Below are 11,929 nucleotides of genomic sequence, written 5' to 3'. Positions count from 1 at the left end.
CACCCTCACCGAGCGCGTCGAGGAGGCTCTCCCTGGTGTAGCAATCGCTCTGTTTCGAACGTATTTCTGAGGAATGTGCGGGCAGTTAATCTGTCGACGCCCGATGTCGCCGGCGCAGCAGGACGTTCTCCCCCAGCGCCCACACATCGGCCCCGTCCCCGCGCACCTCGAACAGGGTGCCCCAGGTGCCGGACGCCTCGCCTCGCCAGGTGTGGCCGCCATCGATGGATCGCAGGAGCACGCCGTGCGCGCCGCACGCCCACAGCGTGCCGGCGTCGTCTCCCCAGAGGCTCCTGAGGCTGCCGGAGACCTGGGCCACCACCGCCCAGGTCGCGCCGCCGTCTCGAGAGCGCAGCACGTCGCTGACGCCCAGTCCACCGGTCACGAAGAGCTCGTCGCCCCTGCCCCAGATCGCGGACAGATCGCGGGAGCTGCCGCTCTCCGCGGCTTCCCACGTGGCGCCGTCGTCGATCGTGCGGACGATGGTTCCGCCGGAGCCGACCGCCACGGCGCGCTGCTCCGGCCCTGCCCAGACGGCGCGGAGGCGCGGCTCGCGCGGGACCTCCAGCTCCAGCCATCGTGAGCCGCCCGCGACGAGGCGGCAGACCCGGCCATCGAGGACGGCGAACGCCCTTGTCTCGTTCTGCCCGTGGACCGAGGCGCCGCCGGGTTTGCCTGTCACGTCGATCCAGGAGCGCCCGCCGTCCTCGGTCCGGATCTGCGAGACGCCCTCGCCGACGGCAAGGATCGTCTCGCCGCTGCCCCACACGGAGATCAGCGTGCCGGCGTCCTCCACGGCGCTCCTCTCCCAGGTCTGGCCGCCGTCGTGGGTTCGCGCGATGGTGCCTCCGTCGCCCACCAGCACGACCCCCTGGACTTGCACCCAGAGACCCCGGAACTTCCCCCGGACAGGCACCTTTTCCCAGGGCCCGTCGAGCGGCGCGTCCCCTGCCTGGACTGGCACCTTGGTGAAGCTCTTCCCGCCATCGAGGGATCGGGCGGCGGGGCCCTCTCCCACGCACCAGATCGCGCCCTCGTCATCGCCCCACGCCGCGCAGCGGTGCTGATCGGACCGGAGCGCGGTGCGCCTCCAGGTGCGGCCCTCGTCCTCGCTGATCGCCAGGATGCCGCTTTCGCCGGACGCGATCACGACGCCCGCGGCGCCGAGCCACAGCGCCTTGATCGAGCGCCCGGTCCCGGTGGAATGCGACTCCCAGGAGGCGCCCCCGTCCCGGCTCGCGTGGGCATGGCCGTCGCCGTCGCCCACGATCACGAGCCCGCCTCGCGCGCAGAGCGCCCTCGGACTCCGGCCCGGGACGTTGTGGCGCGTCCATGTCGCCCCTTGCAGGGTGGCGAGCTGCCCTTCGAGCGCCAGCGCGAGGAAGCGGCCCTCGGCGTCGACCGCGGCGGCCTCCAGGCAGAGGTCTCCGGGGCTCGGCCCGGCTCCCCAGGTCTGGCCGTGATCGCCGGAGCGGAGCACCGTCCCGCCGAGCCCCACCGCGATGGCCTCGCCGTCGTCCCGCAGGGCGACGCCGCGCAGGTCCGCCGTCGCGCCGCAGCCCACGTCGGACCAGCGCTGCCCGTCATCGCGCGAGGACAGCAGGGTCCCGCAGTGTCCGGCGGCGATCAGCGCCGCGCCGGTGCCTGCGAGCGCGCTCAGGTCCTGGCGGGTGGACGTCTGCGCCCTCTTCCAGCGCTGGCCGCCGTCCTCCGAGCGGAGCACGTGCCCCTCGGATCCCGCGATGACAATCAGGCGACCTCGTCCCCAGACGGCGCTGTGCCGGATGCTCATTCCCGGCACGATACCAGGCCGGTGCACAGGGGGCGCTCGCGATCGTGTCAGGCCCCTGTGCGCTGCCGGCGAAGGCTCGCGATGGTCGACATCGTCGGTTGGCAACGTCGGTGGCCGTCCGACGTCTCATGCCCTCACCACAAGGAAGATCGGCGTGAGGACGGCGGCGTCTACCAGCTGCGCGACATCCGACAGGAGCGGGGTCAGACATCACCGGGCTCCTTCCGGAAGAAGTGACCGTGCAGGAACTGCCCGTCCGCCGGATCTCGGTGAACGTTGTACTTGAAGCAGCGGCTCGGGCAGCTCACATCAAACAGGTTTGGCGAATCGTGGACGCTCAGCACCGCCGAACACAAGGGGCAAACGGCCTCCACGCCCTCGTGCCTCGCGATGCAACTGCAGAGGTGCTGGAGCTGTCGACCTTCCGCCTGGTATCGATCGCGGCGGGCGGGAGTCCAGAGGTAGAGCGGCTTGCTCCTTCTTGCGGAGAACGCCCTGGCCTGCGCATGGAACACCAGCTCGACCTCGATCGTGTCATCGCCCGACGAACGATGGAACGCGAACTCAAACTTGTAGATGTCGCGGACCGCGCTGTTCGGACCGCAGTACCTTTCGGCGTCGTAGGCCGCCACCAAGGCTCCGCTCGTCGAGTCGAAAGGCTGTTCGACCTGCGGCAGCAATTCCTTCTCCAGAAATGCGCCGAGCGCCTCCTTGAACTCCGGGGTCATCGCTGCCGAGTGGTAGGCGCTCGCAAAGGGACCGAATTGAATGACGGCGAAGGCGGGATGCATCTTCGATCCCCAATACCGTCGTTCAGCAGCGGGCGCCAGAGCGACAGCGAAGCCCGCAGGCCGTGGCGCGAGAGCGGCCCTTCGACAGATGGATAAGTTGTCGATACAGCGTCACTTTTCAAGGAGGGAGGCGGATCGCGTGAGGTGCTCGATGTCAACCAGCGCGTACAGCGTGGCTGTACGGTGGAACCGGTGATGCCGCGGGCCCTTCGTCGCGGGCGATGCGGCGGCGGAGGGCGCCCCGGCCCGCTGGAGACGCGTCGACTGCCGCCGGTGCTCGACGGACCTACCCCATGGCGCTGGACAGCATCGGGGCCTTGCGGCGCAGAGCCGATTCATGAGACCTTTCGTGGGGGAGGCCACGAGAGGCGACGAGCTCGACAGACCTGGTCCGGCGGCTTCGGTTGACCCATCGAGGAACAGTGAGAAGGCATGCGATCCATCGTTGTTGACTGCGGCCCCGTCCAGACAGAAGCTGACTTCTGGTCCGCGTACGTCATTGCGGCAGAGCCGGAAGGTGCGGCGTACTTTGGTCGGAACCTTGACGCCTTCTGGGACGGCCTGAACGGCGGTCCTGGGTGGCCGGGCGAATGTGAGCTCAAGCTCGTCAACACACGGTCATTGGATCGACTCCGCGATGGGCAGTTTGTTCAAGCATTGCGCGACATCGCCAGTCGGTCCACCTTTGTGAAGGTCACACTTGAGTAGCCTTCTGCCCCGCCATCCCGGCCGACGGCCTCCCGCCGCGGCTGAATGTCACAGGACCTGGTGTTGCAGGAGCGCGGGGAGGTCGTGGCGGTCCTCACACGAATCGACCTTCCTGCGGGGCGATGGCCACGCAGGGTACGGCGCGACGCTGCGCGGAGGCGGCGCCCTGCGCTCGATAGCACTGTTTCATTTCTCGAACGCCGCCGTTCCAGCCCGCCGTCTGGCGTCGCCCGCCGTGTCGCCGCATACTCTGGACGTGATCCCGGCGCGGATGCGGGGCGGGTGGGATGCGCCTGCCTCCGCACCTCGGGCTGCAGCGGGCTCATCATGTGGCTCCGCCGGTGCAGAGGACATCACGGCGGATGGAACCTGCCCTCGCTGATTCGCCGCGATGCTCCGGGCGCGTCCTTCCAGCGCGAAGATCGAGCGCGGGCGCTGCGGCTCTTCGAGGCTGGCGATTGCCGTGAAGGGAGACGACATCGCGAGCGGCACGCGCCTCGCCGAGCTCCGGGACCCACGAGCGAATTGCAGAGCTCGACGAAAGGCAAGGCCTGTTCCACTGACCGGGTAACTGGGATCAGATTGCCAATTCCATTCCAATCAGAGATATCCACGAAAACAACACGCCCGTTTAGACATTGACAGCGTTTCCGCTTCTGAGAATGATGCCTCCGCGCTGGCCGATGAAGCACGGAGCGGGCTCTCCACTGCGGAGCCCACGGGGCATCTTGCGGCGTGACCAGGATGCACCAAGGAACGCCTGCGCACGACCACGCGCTTGGCCTGGAAACATAACCCATCATAACAACACATTGGCGAACAAATGAAACACTTCTGTCACACGATGCCCATGGGTGCCCTGATCTGCGGCCTTGTCGCCGGAGGCATCTCGCTGAGCGCACCGGCTCAAGCTCAGGCGCTGGAGTTCGGAGTATACGAAGGAGAATCTTGCCCCGTAGGGTACACACCGTTGACCCCACTCGACGCCTTCTGGACGTTCTTCGCCCGCTGCGATGAGCTCCCCTATTCAGGGGTCTTTCGTATCGCAGACGGGTCCTCGATAGATGGCCCGTGGAACAACTGCCAGCAGCACGCCGACGATACCCGCGAGCTGGACTACATCCTCTGCAAGCCCAACTACCAGCTCTTTGAGATTGACGGGACCACCTTCGCGGTAGTGAGAGGCGGAGATCAGTGCCTGGAAGGCTTCGAGCACGTGGATTTCGCTACCGCCTCCGCGTACTCGGATGAAATATGCACTCACGTCGGGTACTGGGGGATTGCGAGGATCGGTGGAGGGGGATCCATCGACGGTCCAGGTTACGGCTGCGGCGTCCGCGCGACCGACTCTCGCGAGCTCGGTGATGCCATCTGCGTAGAAATCGAGTGAACATCCCGAACCAGAGGCAAGGAGCTTGACTTTCGAGTCGCGTCTCGATTTCCTAGCCCCAAGTTCGGCAAAGGAGTGGGCACTTGGAAGGCGCGACAGCGACCGGCTTGCACAATGCGCACATCGAATGCCCGTTTACCGCGGGAAGCGTCCAGCTGGCAGGCACTACCCTGTGCGACAATTGTTTCTCGCGGCTTCCGTTCGGCGCGCGCAAGGGTGTTCCCGGTTGGCGACCTCCCACGGCGTGCGACGCCTGTGGCCTGCCGCTCGCATCGCTCATCGGCAAGCCGGTGCGGTTGGACGATGGGCGGTGGACGATCCGCTGCGACTGTGGGGACCTCCTGCGAGGCTCACACCGTCGCGGCGCATTGTTCGGCACCTGGGCTTTCGTGGGAGTGCTGCCATCGGTGGAGCTCAACGCTGGTGACGGGCTCATTCCCGAGGCCGTCAGGAGCTCGAGTGACCTGGGAGCAACCTGGCGCTCGACGGTGATGAACGGGCTCGACGTGGCTGACCTGGTCACGTGGCGCTCAGGCACCATCAACAGTCTGGAGTTCTCTGACGGATCGGCTCACAGGTTTCTGCTCCAGTTCCGGCGGGAGAATCCCGCCAGCTGGGTCGCATACGGTGGCGCAGGTGTCGGCGGCGCAGGCATGCTTCTCTGGGCGCCGCTCATGAGGGATCCCGAGCTTGAGCGGAGGATTGCAGCCATGCTCGACAGAGCGATTCGCTGGAGGCAATCGGCTCTGGCGGGCGGCAAGCAGGAAGTGATCGAGTCGCTTCGCGCCCTCGGGAACTTCTACGCGTATCTCTGCTGACAGGTCCTGGAGCGACGGTCACCCGCTTCGGATACGGGCCCACCTCGACGTTTTCGGTGCTCAGCGCACCGGAGTGCGCTTGCGCGCCGAAGACGCCGATCTGGGCCCGTCTCCTGTGCGGGAGACCGCCGCTCTGCTCTGCATGGTGCAGAGGTGGGCGGAAACCGCTGTAGTCTCGACGTGGGCACAGCTGCCCGGTGTCGGGCAGCTGTGCCCACCTCGAGACTAGCAGTCGAAGACCCCGGCGCCCCGCTCGATCTCGCCGAACGGATCCATGAGCGCGCGCAGGATCAGGCGCGCCGGCGCGCTCTCGATGCCCCCCGCCGCGCGCCAGGTCGCGTACCGGAGCTCGCCCAGGAGGACCCCGGCGAGCGGCGTGTAGACAAGATCGAGCGCCGAGGGCCGGACGCCGTTGGCCTCGTAGCCGTACTCCCAGAGGTGGGTTCCGGCGATGGCGAACGCGAGCGCGGCCGGGGCGCCGAAGCGGCATATCCGCGCCCTGAGGTACATCTCGCTCCCGAGCAGGCCGTGGCCGACCACGTTGATCGGCCACGGGTCGTGATCCCACCGGAAGGCGGGCTGAGCGGCGTCGAAGAGCGGCGGCTTCGTGAGCGCCTCGCCATAGTGGTATCCCCATCGCTCCGCGCGAAGGTCGGCGAAGGGCTCGGGCCACAGCACCGCCTCGACGCTGCGGGTCACCGTGAGCACGGCCAGCGTGTGCACGATCGGCGGCGCCCAGGCGGGCTCCACGGCCTCGGCCGCGGCAGCACGTGGTGACGCCTGGGGCTCCCCCGCGGCAGGCGCGCGCTCCGGCAAGGGGGCCGGGAGGCCAGGCGGAAAGGCCGGCTCGGCCGGAGGAACCGCCGTGGTCCGGCCGGCGCACGCGGCGACGAGGACGGCGAGCAAAGCGGCAGCGCACAGGCGGATCGGGGCCATCGGGGAGCGGCCGCGGCGCGCGGTGGGTGCGGCGACCAGACTCGAGTCTAGAGCGACCAGCGGGTCGAAGCCGCATGCAAACAGCAAGAAGTTGAGCCGCCAGGTCGCCAGGGACGCCAAGATTTTGGTGTCTTCCTGGCGACCTGGCGGCTCATCTTCTTGTCTTCCTGACGACTCGGCGGCTCATCTTCATGTCTTCTTGGCTTGCTTGGCGTGCTTGGCGTTTTGGCGGCTCATTTCTCTGGTTTCCAAGCTGCTCAGCGCTCCAGCGCGACCGCGAGCCTCACAGCACCCCGCCTCGCCGCGGGCTCGCGTAGGCTCCCGCGCCATGGCCGACATCATGCTCATCACGGGCGGCAGCCGCGGGATCGGCGCCGCCACCGCGCTGCTCGCCGCGAGCCGAGGCTACGCGGTCGCCGTGAGCTACCTGCGCGACGAGGGCGCCGCGGCGAGGGTGGTCGACGAGATCCGCGCGCACGGCGGCGTCGCCCTCGCGATCGCGGCCGACGTGAGCCGCGAAGAGGACGTCGTGCGCCTGTTCCAGAGCGTCGACCGCGACCTCGGCCCGATCGCGGCGCTCGTCAACAACGCGGGCGTGCTCGACCGGCAGGCGCGCCTCGAGGACATGACCGCGGCGCGGGTGGAGCGCATCCTCTCGACCAACGTCGTCGGCAGCTTCCTGTGCGCGCGCGAGGCGGTCCGGCGCATGTCGACGCTCCGCGGCGGCAAGGGCGGCGCCATCGTGAACGTCTCCTCGCGGGCGTCGCAGCTCGGCTCCCCGGGCGAGTACATCGACTACGCCGCCTCGAAGGCCGCCGTCGACACGCTCACGATCGGCCTCGCGAAGGAGGTCGCCGCCGAGGGGATCCGGGTCAACGCCGTCAGGCCCGGCATCATCGACACCGACATCCACGCGAGCGGCGGCGATCCAGGGCGGGTCGAGCGGCTCCAGGCCAGCCTGCCGCTGGGCCGCGCCGGCAGCCCCGAGGAGGTCGCGCGCGCCATCCTGTGGCTCGCCTCCAGCGAGTCCTCCTACTGCACCGGCTCCCTCCTGGACGTCGCCGGCGGCCGCTAGCTCCGCCCGCCAGCCGTTCGGCCAGGGACTGGCGACGTCGCTGCATCGCCCTGCCAGGGGCGAAGCCGGGCCGCTCGCGCGCTCGGCCTCAGAGGTCCATGAGGCAGTCGCAGCCGCACTGGACGGTGGCCTCCTGCTGGTTGTATTGCCGCGAGCCGATGGCACAGCCGGATTCTTCCCACGTGTCCGTGTCCGTCACCTCGTACGAGCACATCCCCGTGCCGGTCGTCTCGTCGTACCCGTTGAACTCGCAGATCTCCCGACAGAGGATGTCCCAGACCTCCGGGTTATCGTCCCGGATCGCCTCACACTCGTTCTCCGCGTGGGCCTCGAGCGCGTCGATCGCGCGGCTCTCGGCGTTCTTCTTCCGCCCGATGAGGGCACAGGACGAGCCGACGCCGTACGCCTCCATCTCGAACATCGACATGGCCACGGGAACGCACCCGAACCCTTGATATTCGTTTTCGATCGGGCCGGCGAACGCCTCGACCTCCTCCACGTCGGTCCCCTTCGAGCCTTCGAGCCCGCCACAGGCTCCAGCCGAGCCGACCGACAGCATGAGCACGGACATCCCCACGATCTTCTTGAGCAGCATGAGCGTCTCCTCCGTCTACGAGGTCACGGGTCTCGCGGATTGCGACTTCGATGCCAGCCCGTCCTCGCGGCGAGGACCCGCGCGATCTCCGCGTGCGCGCGGTCCGCTCCTGCTTTCGGCGCTCGCGCGCCCGTCCTGCGACGCCGGAGGGCCTGCCACACCGACCGGGTGTGACAGGTGTCAGGTGTGGCAGGCGGTGACACGGCGATGGCCTGCATCGGCGTGCTCTCCGGAACGCGCCCGGACCAGCGGGCCGGATCGCGGACGAGCCCTGCTCGTACGGCGCGGCGGTGGGCGCGGCGCTCGCTCACGACGGGCGGTACCGCGTCCCTGGGGGACAAGTCCTATCGCGGCGGCGACCCCGGCCATGCGCCGGCCTCGCCCGCGCCGATCGCCTCGCTCACCACGGCCGCCAGCGTCCGCGCCGCATCCCGGAGCGCGCCCTCCGAGTGCGCGCCGAACCCCAGGATGAGCCCGGGCGCGCGCGGCGCGCGGGCCGAAGCGCGCGCCGCCGTGCTGCGCGAGAGCGGCTGCGCGTCCACGCCCCGCGCCGCGAGCGCCTGGACGATGGCGACGTCGTCCACGCCCGCGGGCAGGTCGAGCGTCAGCACCGAGCCCCCCGCGGGCGCCCGCGCCCGGACGGCGCTCGGCAAGAGCAGCCCGAGCTCCGCGAGCAAGAGGTCGCGCCGGCGCCGCGTCGCCTGCTTCAGCTTCCTGAGGTGGCGCGCGAAGTGGCCCTCGTCGATGAAATCGGCGAGCGCGGCCTGCAGCAGGTAGGGCGGCGAGCGCGTCGACGCCGCGCGCACCATGGCCACGGCGCGCACCAGCGCGGGCGGCACGATCATGAAGCCGAGCCGCAGGCCCGGGAACAGCGAGCGGCTGAAGGTCCCCACGTGGATCACGCGATCCTTCACGCCCTCGAGGTCGAGGCTGAGGAGCGAGGGCAGCGGGGTGCCGTCGAACCGCAGCTCGCCCTCGTAGTCGATCTCGACGACGGCGGCGCCCGCCCTGGCGGCCCACGACAGGAGCTCGATGCGCCGCGGCAGCGTGAGCCGCGCCCCCGAGGGGAACGCGTAGGCCGGCGACACGAAGGCGACCCGCGCGCGCGGAGCGCCCCGACGTCGATGCGCGCCGGCGTGCCCCCGGAGCCCGTCCTCGTCGACCGGGATCGGGATCGGCCGCGCGCCCGCCATGCGCACCGCCGCGCGGAGGGCCAGCGGCCCCGGGTCCTCCACCCAGGCGGCGTCGCCCGGATCGAGCAGCGCGCGGCAGCACAGGTCCACCGCGGCCTGGGATCCCTCCGTGATGAACACCTGGTCGACCGTCGCGCGCACGCCGCGGGCCACCGCGATGTGGTGGAGCACCGCGCGCCGGAGCAGCGGCGCGCCCCGCGGATCGTGGTCGAGCGCGTCGGCCGCCGACATCGAGCGGACGCGGCGCGCGAGGCACCGCTCGAAGATGCGCCACGGGAGCAGCTCGAGGTCCGGCAGGCCGACGCCGAACGGGCGCGACCGCGCGCGGCTGCCGAGGAGCGCGTCGAGCTTGTCGGGGGGCACCACCGCCGAGAGCCGCCGCGCGCTCTTCGACGTGCGCGGCGCGGCCGCCGCCGGCTGGACGCGGGCGGCGCTCTGCCACCCCGCGCGCGCCGGCACGTGCGCGACGACCGGCGCCCGCCGAGGGCGCACCACGATGGTGCCATCCGCGGCCAGCGCCTCGTACGCCGCCACAGCGGTGTTGCGCGACACGCCGAGCTCCCGCGCGAGCTCGTGGGACGACGGGAGCAGGTGATCGGGCTGGAGGACGCCGTCCAGCACGGCGCGGCGCAGCTGCTCGACCAGCTGGGCGGCCAGCGTCGCCGGCGCGCCGCGCTGCAGGTGGAGGAAGGCGTGGGCGGCGTGAGAGGCGAAGCGCGCTGGCACCATCGAAACCGGCGGATCTGGACCTTTCCAGGGTGCCAGATCCCGGGCACCGTGTCGACGAGGAGCCAGCCATGCCCACCGCCGATGACCTCACGACGCTGTTGACCGCCCGCGAGCGGCCCACCGCCCGCGAGCGGCCCACCGCTCCCCCGCGGCGGCCGCTCGAAGACGGCAAGACGGGCGAGCTCTCGTCGCGCATCGCCCGCCGGGCGGCCGAGGCGCACGCCGGTCAGCCGCTCGATCGGCTCCTCGCCGAGGACCTCCCGGGCAACGAGCTGACCACGCTCCTGCTCCATTGCCTGCGCCGGCGCGCGCTGCGGCGGAGCTTCGCCGACGTCCTCGATCACGCGGAGCGCGCGCCCATGACGCACGCCTCGACGGCGGACGCCCGGCGGCTGCACGCCCTCGACGCGGCGGCGTACGCGGCGGCGGCGGGCTTCGAGGCGGTGGATCTCGCCCCGATCGGGCCGCTCGGCGCCACGGCGTGCGCGGGCGTCGAGCCGAACAACGTGCTCGCGACGGTCCGCTTCGCCGAGGTCGCCGCGGATCCCACGACGGGGCTCGCGCTGCACGCCGCGCGGCGCCGGCGCGGGAGCCGGGGCGGAGAGCCGCTGCGGTTCTGCGCGAGCCAGCGCGTCCTGCGCATGCAGCCCACGACCCAGCCGGGCTTCACGCCGCACTTCCGCCTGTTCGCCCTCGTGACGGCGGCCCGCTCGCCGGCCCGCGGCGAGGACGACGCGTGCGAGCGGCGCGCCCTGCTCGAGCACCTCGTCGTCTGGGCGGACCTCGTCCGCGCGCTGCCTCACGCGGGCTTCCGCGCCGCGGGGCTGCGCGTCGTGCTCTCCGACACGTCGCTGGTCCGCGCGAGCCTCGGCGCGCGCGGAGTCGACGCGGACGCGATGGCGCGGCGCGCGAAGGCGCACGAGCCCGGGTCATCCGAGGCGGCCCTGCGCGAGGCCGGCGTCGATCTGCCGCGGCGCGCGGCGGATCTCGTGGGGGCCGCGCGGTCCCTCGGCCTCCGCCCCGAGCTCCTCGCGCGCGCCGAGCGCTGGGTCGCCGAGGTCAGCGAGCCGCTCGCCCGCGCGCGCCCCGAGGTCGAGGTCGTGCACGATCTCGGGCGGCTGCAGGGGCTCGGCTACTACGCCGGGCCGTTCATCCAGCTCGTCGTCCGCCGGGACGACGGCCTCGAGCTCCCGCTCGGGGACGGCGGCGCCTTGCCGTGGCTCGGCGCGCTGCTCTCGAACCGCCGCGAGCGGATGGTCGCGACCGGCATCGGGAGCGAGATCCTCGTGAAGCTCTTCGATCGATCGGAGGCTCGGGCCGGCGAGGCTCGACCGGAGGGAAAGACGCCATGATCCTCGAGATGCCCGCGTTCACCCTGCGTCCCTGGGCGGCGGTCGACGTCGACGCGCTCGTGAAGAACGCGAACGACCGCCGCGTCTGGGCGAACCTCCGCGATCGCTTTCCGCACCCGTACACGCGCGACGACGCCGAGGGCTGGATCGCCCACTGCGCGGCGCGCGCGCGGCCCGGCGAGGCCCTGGCGATCGTGGTCGCCGGCGAGGCGGCCGGCGGCATCGGCCTCGAGCGCCTCGACGACGTGCACCGGCACACCGCGGAGCTCGGCTACTGGCTCGGCGCGGCCTACTGGGGCCGCGGGCTGGCGACCGAGGCGGTGATCGCGCTGACGCGGTACGGCTTCGAGCAGCTGGGCCTCGAGCGCATCCAGGCCGGCGTCTTCGACTGGAACGGGGCGTCCGCCCGCGTGCTCGAGAAGGCGGGTTACGCGCTCGAGGCGCGGATGCGCCGCCACGTCGTGAAGGACGGGCGGCTCGGCGATGTGCTGCTCTACGCGCGCGTCCGGGAGGACGCGCTGGCCGGCGGGCAGCCGTGAAGCGCCGGGCG

The 11,929-nt window shown here is 71.0% G+C and carries 11 protein-coding genes; 6 read left to right on the top strand and 5 right to left on the bottom strand.

Annotated features, from left to right (window positions below; all coding sequences use genetic code 11):
* Nucleotides 1-85: 85 nt before the first annotated feature.
* The gene (locus WME82_RS06590) at nucleotides 86-1,792 is read right to left on the bottom strand and encodes a WD40/YVTN/BNR-like repeat-containing protein (protein ID WP_438042121.1); all 1,707 of its coding nucleotides are present in this window, start codon (nucleotides 1,790-1,792) and stop codon (nucleotides 86-88) included.
* A gap of 203 nt (nucleotides 1,793-1,995) precedes the next feature.
* Nucleotides 1,996-2,583: a hypothetical protein gene (locus WME82_RS06585; RefSeq protein ID WP_438042120.1), complete on the bottom strand. Its 588-nt coding sequence runs from the start codon at nucleotides 2,581-2,583 to the stop codon at nucleotides 1,996-1,998.
* A gap of 432 nt (nucleotides 2,584-3,015) precedes the next feature.
* On the opposite strand from WME82_RS06585, the gene WME82_RS06580 reads away from it, so the two are divergent.
* The 3 genes from WME82_RS06580 (at nucleotide 3,016) to WME82_RS06570 (ending at nucleotide 5,499) form a co-directional block, all read left to right on the top strand.
* The gene (locus tag WME82_RS06580) at nucleotides 3,016-3,291 is read left to right on the top strand and encodes a barstar family protein (RefSeq protein WP_438042119.1); all 276 of its coding nucleotides are present in this window, start codon (nucleotides 3,016-3,018) and stop codon (nucleotides 3,289-3,291) included.
* Nucleotides 3,292-4,141: 850 nt separating this feature from the next.
* The gene (locus WME82_RS06575) at nucleotides 4,142-4,681 is read left to right on the top strand and encodes a hypothetical protein (protein ID WP_438042118.1); all 540 of its coding nucleotides are present in this window, start codon (nucleotides 4,142-4,144) and stop codon (nucleotides 4,679-4,681) included.
* Between the two features lie 83 nt (nucleotides 4,682-4,764).
* A complete protein-coding gene (locus WME82_RS06570; protein ID WP_438042117.1) occupies nucleotides 4,765-5,499 on the top strand; it encodes a hypothetical protein in 735 nt (244 codons plus the stop codon).
* A gap of 225 nt (nucleotides 5,500-5,724) precedes the next feature.
* Here the strand turns inward: WME82_RS06570 and WME82_RS06565 are convergent, their stop codons facing one another.
* A complete protein-coding gene (locus tag WME82_RS06565; protein ID WP_438042116.1) occupies nucleotides 5,725-6,435 on the bottom strand; it encodes a DUF3943 domain-containing protein in 711 nt (236 codons plus the stop codon).
* Nucleotides 6,436-6,763: 328 nt separating this feature from the next.
* Between WME82_RS06565 and WME82_RS06560 the strand changes: the two genes are divergently transcribed.
* Nucleotides 6,764-7,510 carry an SDR family oxidoreductase gene (locus WME82_RS06560; protein WP_438042115.1) on the top strand — a complete coding sequence of 249 codons (747 nt, stop codon included), beginning with the start codon at nucleotides 6,764-6,766 and terminating at the stop codon, nucleotides 7,508-7,510.
* Between the two features lie 88 nt (nucleotides 7,511-7,598).
* On the opposite strand, the gene WME82_RS06555 is transcribed toward WME82_RS06560, so the two are convergent.
* Together WME82_RS06555 and WME82_RS06550 are read right to left on the bottom strand one after the other, a co-directional pair.
* Complete coding sequence (locus WME82_RS06555; protein ID WP_438042114.1) at nucleotides 7,599-8,105, bottom strand: hypothetical protein; 507 nt, start codon at nucleotides 8,103-8,105, stop codon at nucleotides 7,599-7,601.
* Nucleotides 8,106-8,449: 344 nt separating this feature from the next.
* Nucleotides 8,450-10,027, bottom strand: a complete 1,578-nt coding sequence (locus tag WME82_RS06550; protein WP_438042113.1) for a PLP-dependent aminotransferase family protein — start codon at nucleotides 10,025-10,027, stop codon at nucleotides 8,450-8,452.
* A gap of 68 nt (nucleotides 10,028-10,095) precedes the next feature.
* Here WME82_RS06550 and WME82_RS06545 point away from each other — a divergent pair, with 68 nt between their 5' ends.
* Both WME82_RS06545 and WME82_RS06540 read left to right on the top strand, forming a co-directional pair.
* Entirely contained in the window at nucleotides 10,096-11,379 is a 1,284-nt protein-coding gene (locus WME82_RS06545; RefSeq protein ID WP_438042112.1) for a hypothetical protein, read from the top strand.
* Nucleotides 11,376-11,918 (top strand): GNAT family N-acetyltransferase, encoded by a 543-nt coding sequence (locus WME82_RS06540; RefSeq protein ID WP_437744638.1) that lies wholly within the window; start codon nucleotides 11,376-11,378, stop codon nucleotides 11,916-11,918. The genes WME82_RS06545 and WME82_RS06540 overlap by 4 nt, the downstream gene beginning before the upstream one ends.
* The last annotated feature ends 11 nt before the right edge of the window (nucleotides 11,919-11,929 follow it).

It is taken from the genome of Sorangium sp. So ce128, from assembly GCF_051525245.1.
Lineage (GTDB): Bacteria > Myxococcota_A > Polyangia > Polyangiales > Polyangiaceae > Sorangium > Sorangium cellulosum_B.
Note: the sequence above shows the minus strand (reverse complement) of the source record. Positions and strands in the feature narration are given on the sequence as shown.

Excerpts from the sequence above, each read along its gene's own strand:
- WME82_RS06560 (WP_438042115.1), top strand. The coding sequence starts at position 6,764 with ATGGCCGACATCATGCTCATCACGGGCGGCAGCCGCGGGATCGGCGCC.
- WME82_RS06590 (WP_438042121.1), bottom strand. The coding sequence starts at position 1,792 with ATGAGCATCCGGCACAGCGCCGTCTGGGGACGAGGTCGCCTGATTGTC.
- WME82_RS06550 (WP_438042113.1), bottom strand. The coding sequence starts at position 10,027 with ATGGTGCCAGCGCGCTTCGCCTCTCACGCCGCCCACGCCTTCCTCCAC.
- WME82_RS06580 (WP_438042119.1), top strand. The coding sequence starts at position 3,016 with ATGCGATCCATCGTTGTTGACTGCGGCCCCGTCCAGACAGAAGCTGAC.
- WME82_RS06575 (WP_438042118.1), top strand. The coding sequence starts at position 4,142 with ATGGGTGCCCTGATCTGCGGCCTTGTCGCCGGAGGCATCTCGCTGAGC.
- WME82_RS06545 (WP_438042112.1), top strand. The coding sequence starts at position 10,096 with ATGCCCACCGCCGATGACCTCACGACGCTGTTGACCGCCCGCGAGCGG.
- WME82_RS06585 (WP_438042120.1), bottom strand. The coding sequence starts at position 2,583 with ATGCATCCCGCCTTCGCCGTCATTCAATTCGGTCCCTTTGCGAGCGCC.
- WME82_RS06555 (WP_438042114.1), bottom strand. The coding sequence starts at position 8,105 with ATGCTGCTCAAGAAGATCGTGGGGATGTCCGTGCTCATGCTGTCGGTC.
- WME82_RS06540 (WP_437744638.1), top strand. The coding sequence starts at position 11,376 with ATGATCCTCGAGATGCCCGCGTTCACCCTGCGTCCCTGGGCGGCGGTC.
- WME82_RS06565 (WP_438042116.1), bottom strand. The coding sequence starts at position 6,435 with ATGGCCCCGATCCGCCTGTGCGCTGCCGCTTTGCTCGCCGTCCTCGTC.